Raw genomic sequence first — 26,701 nt, forward strand, 5'->3', positions numbered from 1 at the left:
TCGCTTATTCGCGGTTGCCGAGCAACTGCAGAAGGAACATGAACATATTGATGAAGTCGAGATACAGGTTCAAAGCACCCATGATCGCAGACTTTGCCAACCATTCTTTGTCGCCGTGTGCGGCATGCGCGATGTAGTCGGTTTTGATCTTCTGTGTGTCATAAGCAGTCAAGCCTGCAAAGATCAGCACACCCAAGATGGACACAGCAAACGCAATCGCGCCGGACTGGAACCACAGGTTCGCGATGGACGCGACGATCAGGCCGATCACACCCATGATGAGGAAGCTACCCCATGCAGAGATGTCTTTCTTCGTGGTGTAGCCCCAAAGGGACAGACCCGCGAATGAGATCGATGTGATCAGGAACACCTGTGCCACCGACATGCCTGTGAAGGCTGCGAAGATCCAAGAAATCGACAGGCCCATTACGGCTGCGAATGCGTAGAAGAACAATTGCGCGCCAGCAGCGGACAATTTGTTGATCGCGGCACCGAAGGCAAAAACCATGCCAAGCGGTGCGAACATTGCGATCCAGCCAAGAATGTTTGGCTGCAATGTGTTTGGGTCGCGGAAGATGCTGAACAACGCGTCGCTAGTGCCTACGGCCCATGCCACTGCGAATGTGACCAGCATACCTACAGACATTGTGCTGTAGACTTTGTTCATGTGGGCGCGAAGCCCTTCATCAATCGCCGCCGAGCGGACCCCGCCCGCCGTCTGGATTGTTTGATATTCAGCCATGGATACCTCCAAAAAAGAACTGCGGACGCCAAGGGCGACGTCTTGGGGTAGATATTGGCAGGGAAGGCCGGGTTTTCAAGGGGGTAAGGTGATGCAAATGCGTTATTCTGACCGAAATACGCAGGAAAGCCTCACCTTGGTAAATGCGGCACTAAAAACGGACCATTCTGCGACCGAAGTTTGGTCAATTTATGGGGTGACGACGACTTTGCCTGTAGATTGGCGGCTGCGCAAAAGTTCCAATGCGTCCGGTGCTTGATCAAGCGGAAGGACATGGCTGACGTGGGGTTTCAATTTCCCGTCCACGTACATCTGGAACAATTCTGCCATGCTTTCGGTCAAAGCATCCGGGCAAAAGCTTAAATACCCGCCCCAGTAGAACCCTATGACGGTGATATTTTTCACCAAAATAATATTTGCCGGAATTTGTGGCACTTTGCCGCTTGCGAAACCGATCGTGATGACGCGCGCTTCACGGTTGCAAGCGCGTAACGCTGCGTCAAATAGGTCGCCGCCCACTGGATCGTAGACGACATCGGCACCGCCGAGCGCTTTGACGGCTTCTTTGACATCTTCAACTTTGCTGTCGATGAGGTGGTCCGCGCCCGCCGCTTGCGCATGAGCCAGCTTGTCAGCGCCGCGCGCGACGGCGATCACAGTCGCGCCAAGCGCTTTGCCAATTTCAACGGCAGTCAAGCCGACGCCGCCCGCAGCCCCCAAAACCAACAGCGTTTCGCCTGCCTGTAAGTTGGCCCGCCGCGTCAGCGCCAAATGCGATGTGCCATAGGCGACCATGAAACCGGCGGCGATGGAAGATGGCATGTTATCAGGGACTTCGCGGCAAAGATCAGCCTTAAAGACGCCCTTGTCAGCCAACCCGCCCGATCCGCCGAAAACGACAACACGCGTGCCGATGGCCGGCGATGTGACGCCTTCACCAAGTGCTGTGACTGTGCCGCAGACTTCCATACCGAGGGTGAAAGGTACGTTAGGTGTTTCCTGATATGTCCCCTTCGCCATCAAAAGATCGGCGAAGTTCAAACCGCACGCCGCAATGTCTAACTGGACCTGTCCTGATGCAGGTTTCGGGGCCTCGATATCGGCGAATGACGGTGGATATTCGTGATCGGTAACAAGGTATGCGCGCATAAAGGGGGATTCCGTCATCGTTTTTTGTTCAGTTCATATTAACCTATATCGGGTAAGACTGAAGGTGAAGCATCCTATCTAGAGCATGTAAAACGACCAGAATGCTGCCGATGAACGATTATACCTGTCCTTAAGGTAAGGTCAGGCGCTGCAACCGTTGCGTGTTTTGTGCTATAAGGTGATTGCACGTTTGTACAAGACGATCCGGGACGGGATGGTCGAGACAAAACAACCTAGTCGTAGCGCTAAACGCCGCGCATGGGACGTGACAGTTAGGAAAATGAAATGAGTCACCCAGTAGACGTACATGTCGGGAAACGCATTCGCCACCGCCGGTGGATGAACGGGACAACACAACAACAGCTTGCCGAAAAAGTCGGCATTAAATTCCAACAGATTCAAAAGTATGAGACCGGAATGAACCGCGTCAGCGCATCCCGCCTTTGGGATATCGCAAACGTGTTGGGCGTACCTGTGTCATTTTTCTTTGAAGGCATCGAAGATGCTGGCAACCCAGTGGAAACTGGCGCCGCAGATATGCCTTCTGATATTTTGACCGACAAAGAAGCGCTCGAATTGCTGCGGTCATACTACGCGATCCCAGAGAATCAGCGCCGTCGCTTGTTTGATCTTGCGCGCGTACTCAGCGAAGCAGCTTAAACGATTGTTGACCTGACGCGGTCTGGCGGGATACCGCTAGATTGACCGCGTCAGGGAGATTTACGTGCAACCGATTGATACCAAAACTCAAAACGATCTTGTACGTGTCGCGCACCTGTTGGCAGACGCCGCCAGACCAGAAACGCTAAAGCATTTTAGACGGACCGACCTTTCGACTGACAACAAAGACGTCGATGGATACGATCCGGTCACAATCGCCGATAAAGCCGCCGAACAGGTCATGCGCGCAGTACTCGCGGAGGAACGGCCGGACGACGGTATTCTAGGCGAAGAATTCGGCACAAAACCCGGCACATCCGGTTTCACGTGGGTTCTTGACCCGATTGACGGGACGCGCGGCTACGTCAGTGGCACCCCGACTTGGGGCATTCTGATTTCAGTTGCCGACGCGACTGGCCCATTGTTTGGAGTGATTGATCAACCTTACATTAATGAGCGTTTTGTCGGTGGATTTGGTCAGTCGTCGATGACTGGACCACTTGGGGAACGTCCGCTTGGAACACGGAAATCGGTTGCGATTGACGAAGCGCGTTTGCTGACGACATTCCCTGAAGTCGGGACAGCAGCGGACGAAAAAGCATTTCGCAAAGTCGCGGAGCAGGTCCAGCTGACACGTTACGGGATGGATTGTTACGGCTACGCATTGCTGGCGGCGGGTCAGGTCGATCTTGTGATCGAAGCGGGTCTTCATCCGTATGATATCCACGCGCCAATCGCTGTGATCAAAGCTGCGGGCGGTGTTGTTTCGAATTGGCAGGGCGGTGCTGCGCATAATGGCGGGCGCGTTGTTGCGGCTGCAAATAGCGAAATTCATGCATTGGCGCTATCCATTCTTCAGGACAGTATTGATGGCTAACACGCTGATAAGGAACGCCCAGATTGTTCTGACGATGAACGATGACAGGGCGGAAATTTCAGAGTGCGACATTCATATCAACGATGGCGTTATTGCGGCGGTCGGCCCGAATCTGTCTGTGGCGGACGCCGAGATTGTAAATGCCGCAGGCTGCGTTGTGACGCCGGGGTTGGTGAACACGCATCATCATTTGTACCAGACGCTGACCCGTGCGGTGCCCGGTGGGCAAGATGCGTTGCTGTTTGGGTGGCTGCAAACGCTCTATCCGATTTGGTCTAAGTTTGGACCTGAAGAGATGTTCGTTTCCGCCCAGATCGGGTTGGCTGAATTGGCCTTGTCCGGTTGTACGATGACGTCGGATCACCTGTACCTTTATCCCAACGGGTCCCGATTGGACGACACGATTGCCGCTGCCGCAGAGGTCGGCATGCGGTTTCACCCGACGCGTGGCGCGATGAGCATCGGGGAAAGCGACGGTGGCCTGCCGCCTGACCATCTGGTGGAAAATGAAGCTGCGATTCTGAACGACAGTATTCGTGTGATTGATGCGTTTCACGACCCAAATCCGGGGGCGATGGTGCGCGTCGGTGTGGCGCCCTGTTCCCCGTTTTCGGTAAGCCGCGAATTGATGCGCGACGCTGCTATTCTGGCGCGGGACAAGGGCGTGATGATGCACACGCATCTGGCTGAAAACGATGAAGATATCGCTTATTCGCTGTCTCAATTCGGGTGCCGCCCGGGGCAATATGCCGAAGATTTAGGTTGGACCGGCGATGATGTTTGGCATGCGCATTGTGTTAAATTGGATGACCGCGAGATTGATTTGTTTGCGCGTAGCCGGACCGGCGTCGCGCATTGCCCATGTTCGAATTGCCGCCTTGGGTCCGGGATCGCACCTGTGCGTGCGATGCGGGATGCAGGCGTGCCTGTTGGGCTGGGTGTCGATGGATCGGCGAGCAACGATGTCGGCAATCTGATGTCAGAGGCCCGTCAGACGATGTTGCTGCAACGCGTCGCAAACGGCGCTGATGCGATGAGCGCGCGTGAAGCGCTTGAAATTGCCACACGTGGTGGTGCGCAGGTTTTGGGGCGCGATGATTGCGGTCAGGTTGCAGTTGGCAAACGCGCGGACATTGCGATTTGGGACGTGAGCGGCGTCGAAAGTGCGGGTAGCTGGGACCCTGCAGCGCTGATTTTGGCCGGACCAGCGAAAGTTCGCGATCTTTTTGTCGAAGGTCGGCAAATCGTGGCTGACACAAGAATGGTTTCATTCGGTCTTAATGAAGCCATCGTAAGACAGAATAAGTTAGCGCGAAAGCTGGCTGAACTCTGACTGACGGACCAAACTTATGCGAATTTTGATGATGATGGGCCTGTGTGCCTCTTTGATGGGCTGCATTATTGTGCCTGTTCCCGTGACCGTATCCTCGGGGTCGTATCGCCCGAGCGAGGCACCATTGGCCGCAACCGCCCCCGCGATTGCCGCGTTTGATCGTCAATTTGCAGCTTTGCGTGCCCAAAATGGATTGCCGCCGTTGCGGTCTAATGCGGGGCTTGATGCGTCTGCATTGGCGCATAGTGTCGACATGCGGGCGTATAACTACGTTTCCCATGAAGATCGCAGTGGTCTACGGGCGCAGGGCCGCGTGCATCGTGCGGGTGTCACGCGGTGTGGGATCGGCGAAAACATCGCGCAGGGCCAGAAATCTGTCGAAGAAGCGATCGCTGCTTGGATGAATTCGCCAGGCCATCGCCGCAACATGTTGAACCGCAACTACGCCAGCTATGGTATTGGTCGGGCAGGGGATTACTGGACGCTTGTGTTCGCGCTGCCTTGTTAAGTCACGCGGGAACCTGCCACCCATACATCTTTGATGGACCGGTCGTCCCCCATCATGATGGTCGGAAATAGCTGATCCCAAACGTTTTCCGCTGATTTGACCCGTTGGGCGATCAGCGGGGTCGCGGCAAGGTCAAGTACGGTGATATCGGCCATGGCACCTGTCCCGAGGTGCCCGATCTCACCTGATTGATGCAGCGTCGCCGCCGATCCTTCGGTCGCGAGCCACATCAATTGGGCAGCATGCAAGACGTCGCCGCGCAATTGGCCGATTTCGTAGGCCGCGGCCATCGTGCGGAGCATCGAAAATGATGACCCACCCCCTGTGTCCGTTGCCAGCCCCATCGCCACGCCCGCGCGGGCCAAGCCAAGCACATCGCATAGGCCCGATCCGATGAAGGTATTTGATGTCGGGCAGTGGACGACGGCTGCGCCAAACTCTGCCAAGCGATCAATTTCTCGCGGTTCAAGGTAGATCGAATGGCCGTAAAGCCCCTTTGCCCCCAACAGACCGTGTGTTTCGTAGGTATCAAGGTAGTCGCGTGACGATGGATACAGATCCTTGACCCACGCGATTTCAGGCAGTTGTTCGCTGAGATGTGTTTGCATCAGGCAGTCAGGGTTTTCAGCCCACAGATCGCCCAATGCCTGCAATTGGTCGGGCGTGGATGTCGGTGAAAAGCGCGGGGTGATCGCGTACGTCGCGCGACCTGTGCCGTGCCACTTTTCCAGCAGCGCTTTGCTGTCGTCATAGGCTGACTGCACCGTGTCGACCAAAGTGTCAGGCGCGTTGCGATCCATGCAGGTTTTACCTGCGACCACAGCCATACTACGTTGGGCGGCAGCCCCGAAGAATGCGTCGACGCTTTCAGGATGAATGGTGCAGAAACTGGTCAGCGTTGTCGTGCCGTGCGCCAGCGCCAGATCAAGCGTGTCGGCGGCCACGGCATCGGCATAAGCGCGATCACCAAAGCGGGATTCTTCTGGAAACGTGTAGGTGTTGAGCCAATCGATCAGCTGTTTGCCCCAGCTCGCGATCATCCGCGTTTGCGGATAATGCATGTGCGCATCGACAAATCCAGCGTGGATCAACGCGTCGCCATAATCAACAATTGTAGCGTCGGGATGGGCGCGTTTCAGCGTGTCGGCATTGTCCACTGCCGTAATCCGGTCACCAGTGATCAGCACACCGCCTGCGCTATTGTGATGCGTCACATTTTCCCATGGCGTCAGCAATGGATTGCCCGAGAACGATAGTGTTTGTCCAAGAAGAAGATATTGTTTCATGCCTCTGACCTACGACTGAAATCAGCGGACGTAAATCGGTGAAACCCATTGTGAACGTTTGGCGTTCGACTATGTTGCGAACATATGCAGGAGGCGGGCATGACAGACTCAGACCAATTCACGCCAGACGCCGAAGACGAAGCATTCGGTATCAACGACTTATTCGTCGACGAAGTTCTTGAAGCGATTGAAAACCACGATTCCGTCGCCTTGGACGGGATGTTGGAAGACGTCCACCCTGCCGACATCGCGCATTTGATCGAAGTGATCGACGGCCGTCGCCGGACCGAATTGCTGACGCTTTGGAAAGGCGGGCTCGACGGTGAAGTGCTGTCAGAACTGGACGAAAACCTACGCGAAGAGGTGATCGACAGCCTGGCACCCGCCGAATTGGTCGAAGCGGTGCGCGAGTTGGACAGCGATGACGTTGTTGATCTGGTCGAAGATCTGGGGTCAGAGCAACAAGAAGCCGTTCTGGGTGCGCTGGACGCCCCTGATCGTGTCGCGGTCGAAAAGGCGTTGGCCTATCCCGAAGAATCCGCTGGTCGTCACATGCAGGTGGAATTGGTGCGTGCGCCGACCCATTGGAATGTGGGCGAGGCGATTGATTACCTGCGATCCGACGACAACACTTTGCCGGACCAGTTTTATCATTTGATCCTTGTTGACCCACGGATGAAGGCGGTAGGTTATGTGACACTTGGCCGGATTTTGTCGACCCGCCGCGACGTGAAACTGCTTGATATCGCAGAGGATAGTTTCCGCACCTTCAACGTGAACCAAGACGTGGAAGAGGTCGCGAATGCGATCAACCACTACCACATGATCACGGCCCCAGTGGTGGATGATGACGACCGGATCGTCGGTGTGATCACGATTGATGACGCGATGGCGTTTATCGAAGAAGAGGCCGAAGAAGATTTGATGCGCTTGGCTGGCGTTGGCGAAGGCAGCTTGTCTGACAGGGTGATCGACACCACGAAACAGCGGTTTCCGTGGCTGGCTGTTAACCTTGTTACCGCGATTTTTGCGTCGCTGGTGATTTCGTTGTTCGAAGGCACGTTGCAGCAATCTGTGGCGCTGGCTGTCCTAATGCCCATCGTGGCGTCGATGGGCGGGAACGCTGGTACGCAATCGTTGACGGTGGCGGTGCGCGCACTTGCGACGCGTGATTTGACCAGTTCAAACGTGTGGCGGGTTATCCGCCGCGAAGCGTTGGTCGGCCTGATCAACGGCGCAATTTTTGCGGTTGTGATGGGCGTAATTGGCGCGGTTTGGTTTGGCACGCCGATGTTGGGTGTCGTGATCGCAGCGGCGATGGTGATTAACTTAATCGTGGCAGGCTTAGCCGGCACGATGGTCCCCGTGGTGTTGGAAAAAGTAGGGGTCGATCCCGCGCTGGCGTCCGGTGCCTTTGTGACGACGGTGACGGATGTTGTTGGTTTCTTTGCCTTTTTGGGGCTGGCTGCGATGTGGTTGTTGTAATGGATCTGTCGGACGTAAAAGTAAAAGCACGCAAAGCCGCCTTTGCCCGTCGTAAGATCGCACATGATCTGGGGCAGGGTACTGCTGGATATCTGTCAGAGGTTTTGGCGGGCTACCGCGGCGTGCCTGTCGCCGGTTATATGGCGATGCGGACTGAAATTGACCCAAGTGCTGCGATGGAAGAAGCCGCCGCACATGGACCCGTTGGCGTTCCGGTGATTATCGGCGCGGGGGAACCGCTGAAGTTCCGGCAATGGACGCCGGACAGTATCATGGTGCCGGGCACATATGGTGCGGCAATTCCTGAAACGGGTGACTGGATCACCCCCGAAATCGTGATTGTCCCTTTGGTGGCTTTCGATAGGGCCGGCGGGCGTTTGGGATACGGCGGCGGTTTTTATGACCGGACGCTGGAACAATTGCGGGCAAAACAGCCGACGCTTGCGATCGGTTTTGCCTACGCGGATCAAGAGGCGGATAATTTGCCGTTGGAAGCCACGGACCAGCCGCTGGATTTGATTGTGACTGAACGTGGTGTGATCCAACCCTAGTCACGCACGCTGATTTTTCGCGGAAAAGGGTACGAATTTCCTAGAAAATTCGATCCCTAGCCCATAAGGCAGTGCTATGAAAATACTGTTTCTTGGCGACGTTATGGGTCGCGCGGGCCGTGCGGCCATCACTGAACATCTGCCACGTTTGCGGGCGGAATGGGCGCTCGATTTTGTTGTTGTGAACGGCGAAAATGCGACTTCTGGCATGGGCCTGTCCGGCGCGCATGCCGAACTGATTTTTGCGGCTGGTGCAGATGTTGTGACCTTGGGCGATCATGCCTTCGATCAAAAGGACATGCTGACTTATATCGAGAAAGAAACGCGGATCATCCGTCCGATGAATTTCTCGAAAAAGGCACCGGGCATTGGCGCGCGCGTGTTCGAAGCTACCCGTGGGCGCAAAGTGTTGGTCACGCAGGTACTGGGCCAAGTTTTCATGAAACGCCCCTTTGATGACCCGTTTTCTGCCCTTGATGCGACGCTGCGCCAGTATCCGATTGGCGGTCAGGTTCAAGCCAGCCTTGTTGATATCCACTGCGAAGCGACATCGGAAAAGATGGCCGTTGGTCATTTCTGCGATGGGCGTGCCAGCATCGTTGTAGGTACGCATACACATGTGCCGACAGCTGACGCGATGATCTTGCCGCGTGGGACTGCGTATTTGTCGGATGCGGGCATGTGTGGCGATTATGATTCCGTGATCGGCATGGAAAAAGAAGAACCGCTTCGTCGCTTTATCACAGGCATGCCCAAGGCGCGGTTCACCCCTGCGGCGGACGAGGCCACGCTGAGCGGTCTATATGTCGAAACCGATGATCTGACAGGCAAGGCCACGCGCGTTGAAATGGTGCGCCAAGGTGGACGGCTTGCCCAAGCGGGACCTGCCTGACGGCGCTTGCAAGCCTGTGCGCAAAGCGTAACACTGTGAAGCGACCATAGGGCAGCATCATGACCGACTTTTCCTTCCTATCCGATACGCAGGCCGCCCTTTTGACGTTGGCTGTCGTCGTCGGCATGTTCGGGATGTTCCTGAAAGAGGTGTATCCGACCGAAGTCGTTGCCATGATCGGTGTGTCGATCCTATTGGTTGCCGGAGTTTTGTCCTACGACGATGCGGTGAACGCCTTGGCCAATCCGGCGCCTTGGACGATCGCCGCGATGTTCATCATCGTGGGTGCCTTGGTCCGCACAGGGGCGCTGAATGCCCTGACCGAAATTGTGGAACGGCAAGCCAAGATCAATCCGGCCCGCGCGATTGCGGGATCGCTGGTTTTTGTGGCCTTTGCGAGCGCGATTATGAACAACACGCCGCTCGTTGTTGTTATGATCCCCGTGTTCATCCAGCTTGCGCGCACTTTGGGGACAACGGCGTCTAAGCTTCTGATCCCGCTGAGTTATGCCGCGATTGTGGGCGGGACCATGACGTTGCTTGGGACATCGACCAACCTGCTTGTCGATGGTGTTGCACGTGCGTCTGGGCTGGAGCCGTTCAGCATCCTCGAAATCACGCCAATCGGATTGGTCGTCGTGACATGGACGTTCATCTATCTTTATTTTGCGGGGCCGCGTTTGTTGCCAGAACGTGCGTCGATGGGGCAAATGCTGTCCGACCGGTCGAAGATGCGGTTCTTTACGGAAGCCATTATTCCGCCCGATAGTAACCTGATCGGCCGTCAAGCCACCGACGTGAAGCTGTTCCAGCGAGACGGTGTGCGGCTGATCGATATCGTCCGTGGCGACGCGTCGTTGCGGCGTAATATGGACGATGTGGAACTTCAAATCGGGGATCGTGTGATCCTTCGTACCGCGATGACAGAACTTTTGTCATTGCAGGCCACGAAGGATCTGCGCCGTGTCGACCAATTGTCTGCGGTAGAAACCACGACTGTTGAAGTGTTGATCACACCAAACTGCCGGATGGTCGGGCGCACCTTGGCATCCCTACGGCTGCGGCGTCGCTATGCGGTCTATACGCTGGCGGTCCATCGTCGTGACGCGAACATCAATCGCCAAATTGATGATATCGTTGTTAAAGTTGGCGACACACTTTTGCTTGAAGGATCGCCAGAGGATATCCAGCGCCTGTCTGACGACATGAATCTTGGTGACGTTTCCAAACCTTCGGCGCGGGCTTTCCGGCGTGAAAAATCATGGATCGCGATGGCTGTGCTTGCGGGTGTTGTTGTGCTTGCCGCAATGAATGTGGCGCCGATTTTGATGCTGGCGATGATCGGCGTGACGATTGTTTTGATGACGGGCTGCATTGATGCCGAAGAAGCGTTTTCTTACATAGATGGTCGCCTGCTTGCGTTGATCTTCGCGATGCTTGGGGTTGGTGCCGCACTGCAATCGTCCGGGGCGGTCGAACTTGTCGCGGATTCGCTGTCGCCTGTCATGCTGGCCTTGCCGCCGTTCTTTGTGGTGCTGGCCGTTTACCTGTTGTCCAGTCTGCTGACTGAATTGGTCAGCAATAATGCCGTTGCAGTTGTCATGACACCCATCGCTATCGGTCTGGCATCCGCGCTTGGCGTTGACGCGCGCCCGCTTGTGGTCGCCGTTATGGTCGCGGCGTCCGCTAGTTTTGCGACGCCCATCGGGTATCAAACCAACACGCTGGTCTACGGGCCTGGCGGCTACAAATTCAGCGACTTTCTTAAATTCGGGGTGCCGCTGAACCTGTCGCTTGCGCCCATCGTGTCCTTTGTGATCCCGTTCATCTGGCCGCTCTGATCTTCTTTTGGCCTGAAATATCCTTGGGGAGCACGCAAGTGCGGGGGCAAAGCCCCCATTGACGTTGCAACACACCCCTTCGGTGCCCTATAGAGGCGCAGATTTATGACAGTACAGCCGACAGGTAAGACAAAGGGGATTTCCCATGGCAGGCCATTCCAAATGGGCGAATATTCAGCACCGTAAAGGGCGTCAGGACAAAATCCGCGCCAAGGTGTTCTCGAAAATGAGTAAAGAAATCACTGTCGCCGCCAAAATGGGCGACCCTGATCCGGATAAAAACCCGCGCTTGCGGATGGCGGTAAAAGAAGCGAAATCTGTTTCTGTGCCAAAGGACGTGATTGATCGCGCGATCAACAAAGCCACTGGTGGTGATGCGGAAAACTACGATGAAATCCGCTACGAAGGCTACGGTCCAAACGGAGTGGCCGTGATTGTCGAGGCGATGACCGACAACCGCAACCGGACCGCGTCAACGGTACGGTCGACGTTCACGAAAAACGGCGGCAACTTGGGCGAAACGGGGTCTGTTGGCTTTATGTTCGACCGTAAGGGCATGGTCACATATCCGGCGTCAGTTGGTGATGCGGACACTGTGATGATGGCCGCACTGGAAGCTGGCGCTGAAGACGTCGAAAGCGATGAAGAAGGCCACGTGATCTACACAGGTGACACCGATTTGCACGAAGTGTCGAACGCGTTGGAAGCTGATTTGGGCGAAAGCGAAAGTTCAAAACTGATCTGGAAGCCGAATATCCAGACTGATCTGGATCTTGAAAGCCTGACCAAGCTGATGAAGCTGGTAGAAGCGCTCGAAGATGATGACGATGTGCAAACCGTCACAACCAACTTTGAAGCGTCTGACGAAGTCATGGCCGCCTACGCTGAAAGCTAAGTGCGACCACGATCTATCGCGAAAATTTTGGGGCGGACCGTTATCGGTTCGCCTCTTGTCATTTGGTGGGGCAGGTGTCACCGCTAGGCCATGACAAACCCGCGTCCCGCACTTGGCATTTTTTGGATGGTGATGACCGGCCTCAACTTTGTGGCCGTGACGGCGCTGGTGAAGCACGTCGGGTCGGACGTGCCTGCCGCCCAAGGCGCGTTTCTGCGTTATGTACTTGGTCTTGTCTTCCTCATTCCGATGATCCGGCCCATTCTGGCGGCCCGTTTGACCGGTCGTCAGCTGAAGCTGTTCGCGATGCGCGGCGTGGCGCATACGCTTGCCGTCATTCTGTGGTTCTTTGCCATGGCGCGCATTCCGATCGCCGAAGTGACCGCGATGAATTACCTTTCCCCAATCTATGTCACGATCGGGGCTGCCCTGTTTTTGAAAGAGAAATTGCCGCCCCGTCGTTTAGCGGCCGTGATTGTCGCCTTGATCGGTGCCATGATTATTCTGCGTCCGGGCATCAAAGCGGTCGAAGAAGGGCACATTGCCATGATCGGCACAGCGCTTTTGTTTGCGGTCGGATACCTTGTTGCGAAGCAATTGTCGGGCGAGGTTTCTCCGGCTGTTGTCGTCGGGATGCTGTCGGTGACCGTGACAATCGGTCTGGCACCTTTTGCGATTGCGGTTTGGGTCACGCCGACGCTTGCGCAACTGGGCTGGCTGTTTTTGGTCGCCTGCTTTGCGACCGCTGGTCATTACACGATGACATTGGCCTTTGCGGCAGCCCCATTGACGGTCACGCAACCTGTCACGTTCCTACAGTTGATCTGGGCGGTTTTGCTTGGGTTTCTGGTCTTTGACGAAGCCGTCGATGGCTGGGTTGTAGTGGGTGGTTTGGTCATCATGGCGTCCGTCAGCTTTATCACATGGCGTGAAGCCGTCGCCCGCCGTTCAGTGACGCCGTCAGTCCCCGCGACAAAACTCTGATCCAATGAAAGCCTGCGATGTGGGCCTCGGGCTCATTTCGGTCAGATTTTTTATTGATTGACGAGTCAATTAAAATAATGCGAGAGGTCGGGAAAGGAGCCTTCAATGCCTAAAATCGGAATGGAACCCATCAGACGCGCGGCTTTGGTCGAAGCGACGATTGCTGAAATCGGCGCGGCGGGATCGCTTGATGTGACGGTTAGCAAGATTGCTAAGCGTGCTGGCATGTCGTCCGCGTTGGCCCACCATTACTTTGGTGGCAAGGATCAGATTTTCGTCGCTGCCATGCGCCATATCCTGACGGAATACGGGGCAGAGGTGCGTGCTGAGCTGGCAAAGGCCAAGACGCCTGCGGGGCGGGCACAGGCGATCATTCGTGCCAGCTTCGCGCCATCCTGTTTTGCGCCAGCCACGGTCAGCGCGTGGATGACGTTTTACGCGCAGGCCCAGACAAATCCTGACGCTTTGCATTTGCTGCGGATTTATCAGCGCCGTTTGCGGTCGAACCTGACCGATGCCCTGCGTCCGATGTCCGAAGATCCGCAAGCGGCGGCCGACATGTTGGCCGCGCTGATCGACGGATTGTATATCCGCGCGACCCTAACGGGGCCGGACGCGAACCCTGAAGGCCAAGCTTTGGCGCTACTTTCCTCTTTAACTAAAGGTGCTGCATGACCAAGCCAAATATCCTGATAATCATGGTGGACCAACTGAACGGGACATTGTTCCCCGACGGTCCTGCGGACTGGTTGCATGCGCCGAACATGAAGAAACTGGCCGCAAAATCCACACGGTTCCAGCAATGCTACACCGCGTCCCCGCTGTGTGCGCCGGGGCGTGCGTCGTTCATGACAGGTCAGTTGCCATCGCGGACGGGTGTGTACGATAACGCCGCCGAATTTGCGTCCAGTTTGCCAACCTATGCCCATCACCTGCGCCGTGCTGGTTATCAGACATGTCTGTCTGGTAAGATGCACTTTGTTGGTCCCGATCAGTTGCATGGTTTTGAAGAACGCCTGACGACTGACATCTACCCACCCGATTTTGGTTGGACCCCAGATTACCGCAAACCGGGTGAGCGGATTGACTGGTGGTATCACAACATGGGGTCTGTGACGGGGGCTGGGGTTGCCGAAATCAGCAACCAGATGGAATACGACGACGAGGTGGCGTATCACGCGACCCGCAAGTTGTATGACCTGTCCCGTGGGCATGACGACCGCCCGTGGTGTCTGACCGTCAGCTTCACACATCCGCATGATCCGTACGTGACCCGCAAGAAATACTGGGACCTTTACGAGGATTGCGACCACCTGATGCCAGAGATCGGGCCGATCCCGTACGAAGATCAGGACGCCCATTCCCAGCGTATTCTTGACGCGAACGACCGTGATAATTTCAACATCACGGAAGACATGATCAAACGCGCGCGGCGGGCCTATTTTGCGAATATTTCCTACCTTGATGATAAGGTTGGTGAATTGCTGCAAACGCTAGAAGACACGCGGCAAGAAGCAACGATCCTGTTTGTGTCCGACCATGGCGATATGCTTGGCGAACGCGGGCTTTGGTTCAAAATGTCTTTCTACGACGGGTCCGCCCGTGTGCCGATGATGATCAGCAGCCCTGATATGGAGCCGGGTCTTGTTACTACGCCGGTGTCCAACATCGACGTCTGTCCGACGCTGTGTGATTTGGCCAATATTGACATGTCCGAGGTGATGCCGTGGACGCAGGGCGAGAGCATCAAGCCGCTTGGCCAAGGTGCCACGCGCGACACACCTGTCGCGATGGAATACGCGGCAGAGGCATCTTATGCGCCTGTCGTATCCCTGCGGTATGGCAAGTGGAAGTTCAACATGTGCAGCCTTGATCCCGATCAGCTGTTTGATATGGAAAACGACCCGCATGAGTTGACGAACCTTGCAGATCATCCTGATCACCAAGGCACGTTAACCACGATCAAAGCCAAAGCTGAGAAGCGTTGGGATATTGCCGCGTTTGACGCGGACGTCCGGCATTCCCAAGCGGGCCGCTGGGTTGTCTACGAATCCTTGCGCAATGGCGCCTATTTCCCGTGGGATTTCCAGCCGCTGCAAAAAGCGTCCGAACGGTACATGCGCAATCACATGGACCTGAATGTTCTCGAAGAAAATCAACGGTTTCCAAGGGGTGAATGACCGCATTCACCTGTCCTGACATCTCTTTCCGAAGGTATCCGACCTATGCACCAACAACCTAAAGCCAGCCATTTCGTTGATGGCCAGTATATCGAAGACACGGCGGGCGAAGCCTTTGATGTGATCTACCCTGCAACGGGCGAAGTGATCGCAAAGCTGCACGCAGCGACCCCTGCGATCATTAACAAAGCCTTGGACGCTGCGAAGCGTGCGCAAAAAGATTGGGCCGCGATGACCGGCACCGAACGTGGCCGTGTGCTGCGCCGTGCTGCGGATATCATGCGTGAACGTAATCACGATCTGTCCGTGCTGGAAACCTATGACACTGGCAAGCCCTATCAAGAAACATCCGTTGCGGATGCCACATCGGGCGCTGATGCGTTGGAATACTTCGGTGGTTTGGCGGGCAGCCTGACGGGCGAACACATCCAATTGGGCGAAGATTTCGTGTATTCCCGCCGCGAAGCGCTTGGCGTTTGCGTTGGCATCGGTGCGTGGAACTACCCAACGCAAATCGCATGCTGGAAAGGCGCACCAGCGCTGGCCTGCGGTAATGCGATGGTATTCAAGCCATCTGAGACCACGCCATTGTCTGCGTTGAAAGTCGCTGAAATCCTGATGGAAGCAGGCGCACCTGCAGGGATTTACAATGTGGTGCAAGGGCTTGGCGCTGTAGGGGCATCGCTTGTGACCGATCCGCGTGTCGATAAAGTGTCCCTGACGGGTTCGGTCCCGACGGGCAAAAAGGTCTACGCCGCTGCGGCCGCGGGCATGAAGCACGTCACGATGGAACTGGGCGGAAAATCCCCGTTGGTGATCTTTGACGACGCCGATTTGGAAAACGCGGTGTCTGGCGCGATCCTTGGCAACTTTTATTCAACGGGGCAGGTCTGTTCCAACGGCACCCGCGTGTTTGTTCAAAAAGGCATCAAGGACGCGTTTTTGAAACGGATGTCTGAACGGCTTGGTGGTGTTGTGATGGGGGATCCGCAGGACCCAGATACGAATTTCGGACCTATGGTGTCGGAGAACCAGCGAGACATTGTGGAAGGCTATATCGCAAAGGGTGTTGAAGAAGGCGCGCGGATCACGTTCGGTGGCAAACGCGTTGATCGTGATGGGTTTTTCATTGAACCGACGGTCTTTGCCGACGTCACTGATGACATGACCATCGCGCGCGAAGAAATCTTTGGACCCGTTCTGTCCGTCCTTGATTTCGACACCGAGGAAGAAGTGCTGCGCCGCGCCAATAACACCGAATTTGGTCTGGCCGCTGGCGTTTTTACCGCAGATCTGACGCGTGCGCATCGGATGGTCGCAGGGTTTGAAGCAGGCACTTGCTACATCAACACCTATAACCTCGCGCCGGTCGAAGCGCCGTTTGGCGGCATGAAAATGTCCGGTGTTGGGCGGGAGAACTCGAAGGCAGCGATCGACCATTATTCGCAGGTAAAGGGCGTTTATGTGGCGATGACAGACGTCGAGGCACCATTCTGATGCAAGCGGACTATGTAATCATCGGGGCGGGGTCTGCTGGCTGCGCGATGGCGTACCGATTGGCCGAAGCGGGCAAAGATGTGCTTGTGATCGAACACGGCGGTTGGGACGGTGGTCCGTTCATCCAGATGCCTGCCGCCTTGTCCTATCCGATGAATATGTCGATGTATGACTGGGGCTTACAGACCGAACCTGAACCACATTTGGATGGTCGGACCCTTGTCACCCCACGCGGTAAAGTCATCGGTGGATCATCGTCGATCAACGGTATGATCTACGTGCGCGGTCACGCGATGGACTACGATCATTGGGCTGAAAGCGGCGCGCATGGGTGGTCCTATGCGGATGTGCTGCCCTACTTTAAGCGTATGGAAAACTGGCATTCCGGCGGTCACGGCGGCGATCCGGCGTGGCGCGGAAAAGACGGCCCGTTGCATGTGACGCGCGGGCCGCGGAAGAACCCGCTGACGCTCGCTTTTGTGGAGGCGGGCAAGCAAGCTGGCTATGAGACGACCGACGATTACAACGGTGAACAGCAAGAAGGCTTTGGCCCTTTCGATGCGACGATCTGGAAGGGGCGGCGTTGGTCTGCTGCAAACGCCTATCTGCGGCCTGCGTTGAAAAAAGACAATTGCAACCTCGTGCGCGCCTTCGCACGGCGGGTTGTGATTGAAAATGGGAAAGCGGTTGGGGTTGAAGTCGACATCAATGGGCAGACGCAAATTATCAAGGCTAATGTCGAAGTCATTGTGGCGGCGTCTTCGTTGAACTCTCCAAAGCTGTTGATGTTGTCTGGCGTTGGGCCAGCGGCGCATTTGGCTGAGCACGGCATCGATGTGGTCGCAGATCGCCCCGGTGTGGGTCAAAACCTGCAGGACCATCTTGAACTTTACATCCAGCAGGCCGCGATCCGTCCTGTGTCTTTGTTCAAATATTGGACGCTGCTGTGGAAAAGCCGGATTGGTCTTGAATGGTTGATCCGCAAAACTGGTCTTGGCACATCGAACCAGTTCGAAAGTGCCGCGTTTATTCGGTCAAAAGCGGGCGTGAAGTATCCGGATATTCAGTATCATTTCCTACCAATTGCAGTGCGTTACGACGGAAAAGTTGCGGCCGAAGGGCACGGATATCAGGCCCATGTTGGCCCAATGCGATCCGTATCGCGCGGACATGTTTCGCTGCGGTCGGCTGATCCGAAGGACAATCCGAAAATTCTGTTCAACTACATGTCTGACCCGTCAGATTGGGTTGATTTCCGGAATTGTATCCGCCTGACGCGCGAAATTTTCGGACAGGATGCATTTGCGCCTTATCGCGGTAAGGAAATCCAACCGGGTGAAGATGCACAAAGCGACGAAGCGCTTGACGCTTTCATCAAAGAGCACGTCGAAAGCGCGTATCATCCTTGTGGCACGTGTAAAATGGGCGCGGCTGATGACCCGAACGCGGTTGTCGATCCCGAAGGACGTGTCATTGGCGTTGACGGTTTGCGGGTCGCTGATAGTTCGATTTTCCCACGGATTACAAACGGGAATTTGAACGGACCGTCGATCATGGTGGGTGAAAAGATCGCTGACTTTGTGCTTGGAAAACAGCCGCTTGCGCCTGCAAATGACCAGCCGTGGATTCATCCGCGGTGGGCAACCGAACAGCGTTAATCGACCTGATACGGCAGCATTCCGCGATGGTTTGGATCAACGTGCAGTTCTCGTTCTAATGGCGGGACTGCGCGTTGGTGGCAGGTTTTACGTTCGCAAATGCGGCAAGAAATTCCGATGGGTTCGTAGGCTTCTGGCGCGCTGGTGTTCATGTGATCGGCGTAGACGACGGCATCTGCGTGTTTGACTTCGCAGCCTAGACCGATGGCATAGCGGCGGACGGGGGCCGTGTAGGACCCACCTGATTTACTAACGTCGCGGGCGAGGCAAAAATAGCGTGCCCCGTCAGGCGTTTCAGCCAATTGACGTAGAAACTGACCTTGGGTTTCAAACGCGCGGTGCACGTTCCACAGTGGGCATGCGCCGCCGTAGCGTGCGAATTGCAATGTCGTGGCTGAATGCCGTTTTGTGATTGTGCCTGCCTGATCAACGCGCACAAAGAAGAACGGGATGCCTTTGGCGTTGGGTCGTTGCAGCGTGGACAATCGATGTGCGATTTGTTCAAGCGATGCGCCAAACCGTGCAGACAGGATTTCCAGATCGTGTCGGGTGTTTTGCGCTGCTTCCAAGAAAGCAGTGTAGGGCATCAACGCAGCCCCGGCAAAATAGTTGGCCAAGCCGACCTTGGCGATGTTGCGCGCTGCGTCAGATTGGAAACGTGCAAGATCGAGCGTTGCTTCGAGCAGGTCGCTGCGGGTGAGCAGCGCCAGTTGCAGCAAAAGCTGAAAGCTTTGTGTTGCGGCGGGCGCGAACTGCGATAGCGTCAGGGTTTTTGTGCTGGCATCATAGGACCTTATCGTATCAACGGGTTCGATCCTGACCCGCACACCTGCCTTTGACAATGCGGATGTCGTGGCTTGCATCAGCGTTTCGTCAGGCGGAATTGTCCGCGTAAAACGTTCAGCGGCACGGTCGACCGGATCAATGTAATTATCGCAATAGTGAAAGAAGTCGCGCACCTCTTCCCAAGGGCTTGGGGTGGGTCTGGCGTCTTCACGACCCAATGCTTCGTCAAGCGAAGCGAGGCGTTCTTGGCTTTGACGGTAGCCCGTGTGCAAATCCAAAAACGCGCGGACCAATGCGGGAGCGTTCGCTGCTGCAAGTCGCAAATCCACAAGTGGCGGGGTAGGGCCCGTGAACACAGGATCGGCCAAAGCTTCGCGCATATCGCTGACAAGGCGGGCTTCGTCGCCGGCCTGCAGTTCGGTCACGTCGAACCCGAATTCCTGCGCAAGACCAAGAACAACCGCGGTACTGACCGGCCGGTTGTTGTTTTCCATTTGGTTCAGATACGGCAGGGACACCCCCAACCTGTCGGCAAACGCTTTTTGCGTCAGGGATACGCGACCACGTAGCTCGCGCAGCTTCGCGCCCGCGTATAGTTTCTGAACCGCCATGATGCCGCCCTTTGCAATTTAGCTAGGCACCGTCATAGCGCCTGCAAATATTGCAAATCAAGCGTTGATCTGTCGTGTCCGTTGCATGACCAGCAACAGCGACACCATTGCCAGTGCAGAGACGATGAACATCAGCCATTGCAGTGGGATCGTGCCGCTTTCTACGGTTAACAGGCCGCCTGCGAATTGCGACAATGCTGCGCCGCCGCCAACCATGATGGCCCCGCCCAACCCGCTTGCGGTGCCCGCGAGGCGCGGACGGACGGACAGTAAGCCTGCCGTTGCGTTGGGCATCGACATACCGTTGCCGAGGCCCAAGAATGTACAAAAGCCAAAGAAAGCAAGGGGATGATTGAAACCAGCTAGTGACAGACCCAGTGATGCGCCCATGCCGACCAAGGTGACGATTGTGCCGATCAACGCCATTTTGTTGATGCCGAGCTGCACGGAATAGCGGCCTGACAAGAAGTTACCCGCAGCGTAGCCGATGGCGGGGGCGCCAAGACCGACGCCGCTCCAGAATGGAGATAGGTTGAAGACGCTGCTGGCGATAAAAGATGCGCCACCTAGGAGGGCGAAGAATGCGCCGCTGGCGAATGCCGCGCACAGTGCATAGCCCCAGAACCGTGGTGACGCGAACAGGGCGGGGTAGCTTTTGATCTGTTCGCCAAAGCCCATGCCGCCGTCTTGCACGGTTTCGCCAAGATCGAAGTAGGCCAATGCAAAAACGCCGATTCCGGCAAGTGCTAGAAACGCAAAGGTCGCGTGCCAGTCGAAAAGTTCCTGCAGGACGCCGCCAATCATCGGGCCGAACATAGGCACCAATGCCATCCCCATTGTCACATAGCCAATCATGGAGGCCGCTTGGTCCTGTGGGACCATGTCGCGCACGATTGTGCGGCTTAGGACGAGCGAAGTCGCGACCGAGGCTTGCAAGAGCCGGAAAGCCAGGAAAACCTCAACGGATTTTGCAAACATAGCGCCGATTGTGGCGAGGATAAAAATGCCGATCGCGACCAAAACAACTTTGCGCCGCCCAACTTTATCCGAGATTGGTCCAATAAATATCTGCAGCGCCGCCGTTGCCGCCAGATATCCCGACAGGGAAATCTGCATCACGGCATAGGTCGTGTCGAAGTAATCCGTCATGGCGTTGAGCGACGGCAAAAAGATCGACATGTTCAACGCGCCGATGCCGGCGAGTAAAACAAGAGTCACGATGTGAGGCGGTGTGGTGCGAGATAAGAAGCGCACATTCGGAAGCGTTGTCATGCCTAAGACCTATGCCTGTCGTATTGGCCTGTCCATGGCTGGCGCTGCGACAGCTATGTGCAAAAATGCAGAGATAAAGTTTGCAATTATTCAAATCGTGGATTTGGTAACTCGGTTTATTTGCAAATCTGCTCATTCGTTCTTTAGAAATTTACCGATTAGACCTAGGGTCTGCAGAACCGCAGCAAAAGAGACACGCCATGGATATTCTGCAAGAGCTTCAAGATCGCCGCGACACGGCCCGTTTGGGTGGTGGTGAAAAACGAATTGCGGCGCAGCACGCCAAGGGCAAGCTGACCGCGCGCGAGCGGATCGATCTTTTGCTGGATGACGGATCGTTTGAAGAATTCGATATGTTTGTCGCACATCGCTGCACCGATTTTGGCATGGAAGAACAACGGCCTGCGGGTGATGGTGTTGTGACCGGTTGGGGCACGATCAATGGCCGTATGGTTTATGTGTTCTCTCAGGATTTCACTGTCTTTGGTGGATCGCTGTCAGAAACACATGCGCAAAAGATTTGTAAGATCATGGATATGGCCGTGCAAAACGGTGCGCCTGTGATTGGTCTGAACGATTCTGGTGGCGCACGTATCCAAGAAGGTGTGGCGTCACTTGCCGGTTACGCTGAGGTTTTCCAACGCAACATTATGGCGTCCGGCGTTGTCCCGCAGATCAGTGTGATCATGGGGCCTTGTGCAGGTGGTGCGGTTTATTCGCCTGCGATGACCGATTTCATCTTTATGGTGAAAGACACGTCTTACATGTTCGTCACCGGCCCTGATGTTGTGAAAACGGTCACAAATGAAGTGGTTACGGCGGAAGAATTAGGTGGTGCATCGACCCACACGAAGAAGTCTTCGGTTGCGGATGGCGCGTTTGAAAACGATGTCGAGGCGTTGATCGAAGTGCGCCGTTTGGTCGATTTCCTTCCACTCAATAACCGCCAGAAGGCACCTGTGCGTCCGTTCTTTGATGACGTGAACCGATTGGAGGACAGTCTTGATACGCTGATCCCTGACAACGCGAACACGCCTTACGACATGAAAGAGCTGATCACCAAGCTGGGTGACGAGGGTGATTTCTACGAAATTCAGGAAGATTATGCGAAGAACATCCTGACCGGCTTTATCCGTCTGGAAGGCCAGACGGTTGGTGTCGTCGCGAACCAGCCGATGGTTTTGGCCGGTTGTTTGGATATTGATAGTTCGCGTAAGGCGGCGCGTTTTGTGCGTTTCTGCGATGCGTTTGAAATTCCTATTCTGACGCTTGTCGATGTGCCGGGCTTCTTGCCGGGAACGTCACAGGAATATGGCGGCGTGATTAAGCACGGCGCGAAGCTGCTGTTCGCGTATGGTGAGGCGACTGTGCCGAAGGTAACTGTCATCACCCGTAAAGCCTACGGTGGGGCCTATGACGTGATGGCGTCCAAACACCTGCGTGGCGATTTCAACTACGCGTGGCCAACAGCCGAAATCGCGGTGATGGGTGCGAAGGGCGCGACCGAGATTATCCATCGCGCCGATTTGGCAGATGCCGAAAAGATCGCCCAGCATACCAAGGATTACGAAGATCGGTTCGCGAACCCGTTTGTCGCCGCTGAAAAGGGCTTCATCGACGAAGTGATCATGCCGCATTCCACACGCAAGCGCGTCTGCCGGGCCTTTGCATCACTGCGCGGCAAGCAAGCTAAGAACCCGTGGAAAAAGCACGATAACATTCCGCTGTAGAAGAGGGCGCTGCCCTCGGCCTGCGGCCTCACCCGGGATGTTTGCAGCCAAAAGAATAGAAAGGAGCCAGTGATGATGAAAAGATGTTTTGCCGCAATCGCGCTGGTTCTGACCGCGTCCATTGGGGTCGCCCAGCAGGTGTCTGTCCCGTCAGGTTTGGATATTGCGCTGTACGATGTGATCTTGGAGCCCGCTAATCAAACCGCGCGGTTCCGGTTTTTGGCACCGCAAATTGGTATCGAAAATGGGGCCACCTTCACGGACGTTGTGCCTGACCTGCAGTACCTGTGTGACAAGATCGTCGTGCCGGGTCTGGCCGAAAACGGTTGGACGGATGGGGACGTGGTGATTTCACTTTCTGCGTCCGAGGTCGAGTTTGGCGTGGCCAGCCCTGAGGTTGTCCAGTATTTCCAGCCTTTCAGTATTCAGGCAGGTGCCTGCATGTGGGAGGATTTCTGAGAATGAAACAGACACACCAATGGGGGAATTCCGCTGATGCACCCCAAACACAGATCAACGAATTCGGAATGGCCCTCTTTGGGGGTCAACAGTGTTCTGCTATTGCTATGCCATCGACAGGCAGGTGGATGAGATCGAACGATCCGGCACCAACAGAGCAGAGCAGGACAACCCAATGGCATTTGGCACCAAGACCTTCATGGTCGCGGCGTTCATGGCAGTCGCCGCATTCTTCGGAAGCATCGGCGCGTCAAACGCAGACACGTTGCACAGCGCACCGGTCAGCACGCCCATCAACTAGCGCATCCGCGCGGGCAGGTCTGTGATGGAAAAACATCGCGGCTTCCCTGGCAGATTACCTGGTACTGATTTTCAGTTTACCATTCGCCGTGGCACCAAAGACGGTGTCGCGACTGAAATCACGGAACGCACACGGCATCCCGACCGCAAACCAGCGGACCGGCGGGCTGATGCGGGTTTCATGCAGGCGCTTTGGGAACAGTTTGGCGACGAACCGTTCGTGCGCGGAAATCTGGATGCAGGACGGCTAAGTTGGTTGTTCGGGCGCGAGGTTATTCCGGCCGAAGATCCGTTTGATCCGCAAAGTTATGAAGCACTGCTTCAAATCGATACCGCACGTGCGCGGATCAGTTTCCCCGAAGTGCCGGGGCTGTAGTTATGGCACGTTTCGGCATGAATTCGCGTAGTGACCTGCAATTTCAGCAAGACTTAGCGCATCCGCGTTTCGGTTTTGCAGAAACCTTTGCAGGTTCGCGGGCGGCATGTCACCGATTGGGCACGCATAGTTGGACCCCACGTCTAATAGCCTACTGTCTCGTGCGTGACCCTCACTCCTACCGGTCTGCCCCTGCAAAGGGTCAGCCGGTTTCTTTTTTTGACGTATGCGCAAAAAAATGCCGGAACCTTTTGGTTGCTCTTGTTGTTACGTCCGATACAGTCACATTATTGGCTATTGAAATTTCAGACAAAGGCAAAAAAACATGCTTAAGAAAACTTGGATCATCGCAGCAGCTGCTTCATTCGCTCTCGCGGGTTGCTTGGAAACAGATTTGCAGCGTGGCGCTGTTGGCGCAGCCGCTGGTGCGGTTGCTGCAGATGCGCTTGGCACAGACCAAACAGCGACAGCACTTGCAGGCGCAGCTGCTGGCCTTCTGTGCGACGACGCAGGCATCTGCCGCGCGTCACGCTAAGACATTTCGCGCCGCTCTGGCGCGTCACACTATCATGAACAGCCGTCAGGGTCCGTCCTTGGCGGCTGTTTTGCGTTCAAAGGACACCGCATATGTTTAAGAAAATCCTCATCGCGAACCGTGGCGAAATTGCTTGCCGCGTCATTAAGACCGCTAAAAAGATGGGTATCCAAACGGTCGCCATCTATTCGGACGCGGATCGCAATGCGTTGCATGTGAAAATGGCGGATGAGGCGGTGCATATCGGACCGGCCCCTGCGAACCAATCCTACATCGTGATCGACAAGGTCATGGACGCGATCAAGCAAACTGGTGCTGAAGCCGTGCATCCGGGGTACGGGTTCCTTTCCGAGAACTCCAAGTTTGCAGAAGCATTAGAGGCCGCTGGCGTTGCCTTTATCGGGCCGCCAAAAGGCGCGATCGAAGCGATGGGCGACAAGATTACGTCCAAGAAGCTGGCGAAAGAAGCGAACGTATCAACTGTGCCCGGTTTCATGGGCTTGATTGACGACGCGGAACACGCGGTGAAAATCTCCAACGAGGTTGGCTATCCCGTGATGATTAAGGCCTCTGCCGGTGGCGGTGGTAAGGGTATGCGTATCGCGTGGAATGATGAGGAAGCCCGTGAAGGGTTTCAGTCGTCCAAGAACGAAGCCGCCAATTCATTCGGCGATGACCGTATTTTCATCGAGAAATTCGTGACACAGCCGCGTCACATCGAAATTCAGGTGCTTTGCGACAAACACGGCAACGGCGTTTACCTGCATGAACGCGAATGTTCGATCCAGCGTCGGAACCAGAAAGTCATTGAAGAGGCACCAAGCCCGTTCCTTGATGAAGAAACCCGTGCGGCGATGGGCAAGCAATCTGTCGCGTTGGCGCAGGCCGTTGATTATTCCTCTGCTGGTACTGTGGAATTCATCGTTGATGGTGACCGTAACTTCTATTTCCTTGAAATGAATACACGTTTGCAGGTGGAACACCCTGTCACCGAACTGATCACAGGCGTTGATCTGGTCGAACAGATGATCCGTGTCGCTTACGGTGAAACGCTGCCGATGAAGCAGGAAGATCTGAAAATTAACGGCTGGGCGATGGAAAGCCGCCTGTATGCGGAAGACCCGTATCGTGGGTTCCTGCCGTCGATTGGCCGTTTGACCCGTTATCGTCCGCCTGCCGAAGAGGCCACGCCGACGCGCGCCGTGCGCAACGACACTGGCGTTTTTGAGGGCGGCGAAATCAGCATGTATTACGATCCAATGATCGCGAAACTGTGCACTTGGGCGCCGAACCGCGCGGATGCGATTGAGGAAATGCGCCTTGCGCTGGATGCGTTCGAGGTTGAGGGCATCGGGCACAACTTGCCGTTCCTTGCCGCCGTGTACGACCATCCGAAATTTACGTCCGGCAACATGACCACCGCGTTCATCGAGGAAGAATACCCCGAAGGGTTCGAAGGTGTGACGCTGCCGGATGAGGACATCAGCCGTATCGCCGCTGCCGCCGCTGCCATGCACCGTGTCGCTGAAATCCGGCGGTCACGTATTTCGGGCCGGATGGATAACCACGAACGTGTGGTTGGCGGTGACTGGGTTGTTCGCTTGCAAGATCAATCGCTTGAAGCGACTGTCGCTGCTGACAAAGATGGTGCGACCATCGGCATTGGCGACGATGTGTTCCGCGTGGAAAGCGACTGGACACCGGGCCAGCCGCTGGCCAAGCTGATGGTCGACGGAAAGCCGTTGGTATTGAAAATCAGCAAATTGCCGGGTGGTTTCCGCATTCGGTATCGCGGCGCAGATATGCCAGTGAACGTCTACACACCGCGTCAGGCCGAACTGGCGGCGTTGATGCCGGAAAAGGTTGCGGCGGATACATCCAAATTGTTGCTGTGCCCAATGCCGGGTCTGATCGTCACTGTGAACGTCGAAGTTGGTGACGAAATCCAAGAAGGTCAGGCGCTGTGCACCGTGGAAGCCATGAAAATGGAAAACATCCTGCGGGCCGAAAAGAAATGCGTCGTGTCCAAGATCAATGCGGCGGCGGGTGACAACCTTGCCGTTGATGACGTGATCATGGAGTTTGAGTGATCCG

Annotated in this window: 24 protein-coding genes; 19 read left to right on the forward strand and 5 right to left on the reverse strand. The window is 55.6% G+C overall.

The window, feature by feature from the left end; translation table 11 throughout:
- Positions 1-4: 4 nt before the first annotated feature.
- Both K3729_06460 and K3729_06465 read right to left on the reverse strand, forming a co-directional pair.
- A complete protein-coding gene (locus K3729_06460; protein UWR00413.1) occupies positions 5-742 on the reverse strand; it encodes a Bax inhibitor-1/YccA family protein in 738 nt (245 codons plus the stop codon).
- 189 nt (positions 743-931) lie between these two features.
- Entirely contained in the window at positions 932-1,891 is a 960-nt protein-coding gene (locus tag K3729_06465) for an NADPH:quinone oxidoreductase family protein (protein UWR00414.1), read from the reverse strand.
- 285 nt (positions 1,892-2,176) lie between these two features.
- Between K3729_06465 and K3729_06470 the strand changes: the two genes are divergently transcribed.
- The 4 genes from K3729_06470 to K3729_06485 all read left to right on the forward strand — a co-directional run bounded on the left by K3729_06470 (position 2,177) and on the right by K3729_06485 (position 5,269).
- Positions 2,177-2,551 carry a helix-turn-helix transcriptional regulator gene (locus K3729_06470; GenBank protein ID UWR00415.1) on the forward strand — a complete coding sequence of 125 codons (375 nt, stop codon included), beginning with the start codon at positions 2,177-2,179 and terminating at the stop codon, positions 2,549-2,551.
- Between the two features lie 73 nt (positions 2,552-2,624).
- Entirely contained in the window at positions 2,625-3,428 is an 804-nt protein-coding gene (hisN, locus tag K3729_06475; GenBank protein ID UWR00964.1) for a histidinol-phosphatase, read from the forward strand.
- Positions 3,421-4,761, forward strand: coding sequence for an 8-oxoguanine deaminase (locus K3729_06480; GenBank protein ID UWR00416.1), 1,341 nt, complete (start codon positions 3,421-3,423; stop codon positions 4,759-4,761). Before hisN ends, K3729_06480 begins: the two co-directional genes overlap by 8 nt.
- 16 nt (positions 4,762-4,777) lie before the next feature.
- Positions 4,778-5,269, forward strand: a complete 492-nt coding sequence (locus tag K3729_06485; GenBank protein ID UWR00417.1) for a CAP domain-containing protein — start codon at positions 4,778-4,780, stop codon at positions 5,267-5,269.
- Here K3729_06485 and guaD read toward each other — a convergent pair.
- Positions 5,266-6,555, reverse strand: a complete 1,290-nt coding sequence (gene guaD / locus K3729_06490) for a guanine deaminase (GenBank protein ID UWR00418.1) — start codon at positions 6,553-6,555, stop codon at positions 5,266-5,268. The two genes, K3729_06485 and guaD, sit on opposite strands and share 4 nt — an antisense overlap.
- A gap of 99 nt (positions 6,556-6,654) precedes the next feature.
- Between guaD and mgtE the strand changes: the two genes are divergently transcribed.
- From mgtE to betA, 10 genes are all read left to right on the forward strand, one after another.
- Positions 6,655-8,040: a magnesium transporter gene (gene mgtE, locus K3729_06495; protein UWR00419.1), complete on the forward strand. Its 1,386-nt coding sequence runs from the start codon at positions 6,655-6,657 to the stop codon at positions 8,038-8,040.
- Entirely contained in the window at positions 8,040-8,591 is a 552-nt protein-coding gene (locus tag K3729_06500; GenBank protein ID UWR00420.1) for a 5-formyltetrahydrofolate cyclo-ligase, read from the forward strand. The genes mgtE and K3729_06500 overlap by 1 nt, the downstream gene beginning before the upstream one ends.
- Before the next feature lie 76 nt (positions 8,592-8,667).
- Complete coding sequence (locus tag K3729_06505) at positions 8,668-9,483, forward strand: TIGR00282 family metallophosphoesterase (protein ID UWR00421.1); 816 nt, start codon at positions 8,668-8,670, stop codon at positions 9,481-9,483.
- A gap of 59 nt (positions 9,484-9,542) precedes the next feature.
- A complete protein-coding gene (locus K3729_06510) occupies positions 9,543-11,324 on the forward strand; it encodes an SLC13 family permease (protein ID UWR00422.1) in 1,782 nt (593 codons plus the stop codon).
- Positions 11,325-11,469: 145 nt separating this feature from the next.
- Positions 11,470-12,219, forward strand: a complete 750-nt coding sequence (locus K3729_06515; GenBank protein UWR00423.1) for a YebC/PmpR family DNA-binding transcriptional regulator — start codon at positions 11,470-11,472, stop codon at positions 12,217-12,219.
- A gap of 126 nt (positions 12,220-12,345) precedes the next feature.
- Positions 12,346-13,203, forward strand: coding sequence for a DMT family transporter (locus K3729_06520; protein ID UWR00965.1), 858 nt, complete (start codon positions 12,346-12,348; stop codon positions 13,201-13,203).
- A gap of 105 nt (positions 13,204-13,308) precedes the next feature.
- Positions 13,309-13,878, forward strand: a complete 570-nt coding sequence (gene betI / locus K3729_06525; GenBank protein ID UWR00424.1) for a transcriptional regulator BetI — start codon at positions 13,309-13,311, stop codon at positions 13,876-13,878.
- On the forward strand, positions 13,875-15,383 hold the full coding sequence (gene betC, locus K3729_06530) for a choline-sulfatase (GenBank protein UWR00425.1): 1,509 nt from the start codon (positions 13,875-13,877) through the stop codon (positions 15,381-15,383). The genes betI and betC overlap by 4 nt, the downstream gene beginning before the upstream one ends.
- A gap of 45 nt (positions 15,384-15,428) precedes the next feature.
- Positions 15,429-16,880, forward strand: coding sequence for a betaine-aldehyde dehydrogenase (betB, locus tag K3729_06535; GenBank protein UWR00426.1), 1,452 nt, complete (start codon positions 15,429-15,431; stop codon positions 16,878-16,880).
- Complete coding sequence (betA, locus tag K3729_06540; protein ID UWR00427.1) at positions 16,880-18,538, forward strand: choline dehydrogenase; 1,659 nt, start codon at positions 16,880-16,882, stop codon at positions 18,536-18,538. The genes betB and betA overlap by 1 nt, the downstream gene beginning before the upstream one ends.
- Here the strand turns inward: betA and K3729_06545 are convergent.
- Together K3729_06545 and K3729_06550 are read right to left on the reverse strand one after the other, a co-directional pair.
- Positions 18,535-19,935: a short-chain fatty acyl-CoA regulator family protein gene (locus K3729_06545; GenBank protein UWR00428.1), complete on the reverse strand. Its 1,401-nt coding sequence runs from the start codon at positions 19,933-19,935 to the stop codon at positions 18,535-18,537. The two genes, betA and K3729_06545, sit on opposite strands and share 4 nt — an antisense overlap.
- A 57-nt stretch (positions 19,936-19,992) precedes the next feature.
- On the reverse strand, positions 19,993-21,207 hold the full coding sequence (locus tag K3729_06550) for a multidrug effflux MFS transporter (protein ID UWR00429.1): 1,215 nt from the start codon (positions 21,205-21,207) through the stop codon (positions 19,993-19,995).
- Positions 21,208-21,407: 200 nt separating this feature from the next.
- Here K3729_06550 and K3729_06555 point away from each other — a divergent pair, with 200 nt between their 5' ends.
- From K3729_06555 to K3729_06575, 5 genes are all read left to right on the forward strand, one after another.
- Positions 21,408-22,937 carry an acyl-CoA carboxylase subunit beta gene (locus tag K3729_06555; protein ID UWR00430.1) on the forward strand — a complete coding sequence of 510 codons (1,530 nt, stop codon included), beginning with the start codon at positions 21,408-21,410 and terminating at the stop codon, positions 22,935-22,937.
- A gap of 72 nt (positions 22,938-23,009) precedes the next feature.
- Positions 23,010-23,396, forward strand: coding sequence for an acetolactate synthase (locus tag K3729_06560; GenBank protein UWR00431.1), 387 nt, complete (start codon positions 23,010-23,012; stop codon positions 23,394-23,396).
- A 325-nt stretch (positions 23,397-23,721) separates the two neighbouring features.
- Complete coding sequence (locus K3729_06565; protein UWR00432.1) at positions 23,722-24,072, forward strand: hypothetical protein; 351 nt, start codon at positions 23,722-23,724, stop codon at positions 24,070-24,072.
- Between the two features lie 325 nt (positions 24,073-24,397).
- Positions 24,398-24,607 (forward strand): hypothetical protein, encoded by a 210-nt coding sequence (locus K3729_06570; GenBank protein ID UWR00433.1) that lies wholly within the window; start codon positions 24,398-24,400, stop codon positions 24,605-24,607.
- Positions 24,608-24,699: 92 nt separating this feature from the next.
- Positions 24,700-26,697, forward strand: coding sequence for an acetyl/propionyl/methylcrotonyl-CoA carboxylase subunit alpha (locus tag K3729_06575; GenBank protein UWR00434.1), 1,998 nt, complete (start codon positions 24,700-24,702; stop codon positions 26,695-26,697).
- Positions 26,698-26,701: the final 4 nt, after the last annotated feature.

Source organism: Rhodobacteraceae bacterium S2214 (assembly GCA_025141675.1).
Classification (GTDB): domain Bacteria; phylum Pseudomonadota; class Alphaproteobacteria; order Rhodobacterales; family Rhodobacteraceae; genus Yoonia.

Coding starts and splice junctions, on each gene's coding strand:
- K3729_06460 (UWR00413.1), bottom strand. CDS start 742: ATGGCTGAATATCAAACAATCCAGACGGCGGGCGGGGTCCGCTCGGCG.
- K3729_06465 (UWR00414.1), bottom strand. CDS start 1,891: ATGCGCGCATACCTTGTTACCGATCACGAATATCCACCGTCATTCGCC.
- K3729_06470 (UWR00415.1), top strand. CDS start 2,177: ATGAGTCACCCAGTAGACGTACATGTCGGGAAACGCATTCGCCACCGC.
- K3729_06480 (UWR00416.1), top strand. CDS start 3,421: ATGGCTAACACGCTGATAAGGAACGCCCAGATTGTTCTGACGATGAAC.
- K3729_06485 (UWR00417.1), top strand. CDS start 4,778: ATGCGAATTTTGATGATGATGGGCCTGTGTGCCTCTTTGATGGGCTGC.
- guaD (UWR00418.1), bottom strand. CDS start 6,555: ATGAAACAATATCTTCTTCTTGGACAAACACTATCGTTCTCGGGCAAT.
- mgtE (UWR00419.1), top strand. CDS start 6,655: ATGACAGACTCAGACCAATTCACGCCAGACGCCGAAGACGAAGCATTC.
- K3729_06500 (UWR00420.1), top strand. CDS start 8,040: ATGGATCTGTCGGACGTAAAAGTAAAAGCACGCAAAGCCGCCTTTGCC.
- K3729_06505 (UWR00421.1), top strand. CDS start 8,668: ATGAAAATACTGTTTCTTGGCGACGTTATGGGTCGCGCGGGCCGTGCG.
- K3729_06510 (UWR00422.1), top strand. CDS start 9,543: ATGACCGACTTTTCCTTCCTATCCGATACGCAGGCCGCCCTTTTGACG.
- K3729_06515 (UWR00423.1), top strand. CDS start 11,470: ATGGCAGGCCATTCCAAATGGGCGAATATTCAGCACCGTAAAGGGCGT.
- K3729_06520 (UWR00965.1), top strand. CDS start 12,346: ATGGTGATGACCGGCCTCAACTTTGTGGCCGTGACGGCGCTGGTGAAG.
- betI (UWR00424.1), top strand. CDS start 13,309: ATGCCTAAAATCGGAATGGAACCCATCAGACGCGCGGCTTTGGTCGAA.
- betC (UWR00425.1), top strand. CDS start 13,875: ATGACCAAGCCAAATATCCTGATAATCATGGTGGACCAACTGAACGGG.
- betB (UWR00426.1), top strand. CDS start 15,429: ATGCACCAACAACCTAAAGCCAGCCATTTCGTTGATGGCCAGTATATC.
- betA (UWR00427.1), top strand. CDS start 16,880: ATGCAAGCGGACTATGTAATCATCGGGGCGGGGTCTGCTGGCTGCGCG.
- K3729_06545 (UWR00428.1), bottom strand. CDS start 19,935: ATGGCGGTTCAGAAACTATACGCGGGCGCGAAGCTGCGCGAGCTACGT.
- K3729_06550 (UWR00429.1), bottom strand. CDS start 21,207: ATGACAACGCTTCCGAATGTGCGCTTCTTATCTCGCACCACACCGCCT.
- K3729_06555 (UWR00430.1), top strand. CDS start 21,408: ATGGATATTCTGCAAGAGCTTCAAGATCGCCGCGACACGGCCCGTTTG.
- K3729_06560 (UWR00431.1), top strand. CDS start 23,010: ATGATGAAAAGATGTTTTGCCGCAATCGCGCTGGTTCTGACCGCGTCC.
- K3729_06565 (UWR00432.1), top strand. CDS start 23,722: ATGGAAAAACATCGCGGCTTCCCTGGCAGATTACCTGGTACTGATTTT.
- K3729_06570 (UWR00433.1), top strand. CDS start 24,398: ATGCTTAAGAAAACTTGGATCATCGCAGCAGCTGCTTCATTCGCTCTC.
- K3729_06575 (UWR00434.1), top strand. CDS start 24,700: ATGTTTAAGAAAATCCTCATCGCGAACCGTGGCGAAATTGCTTGCCGC.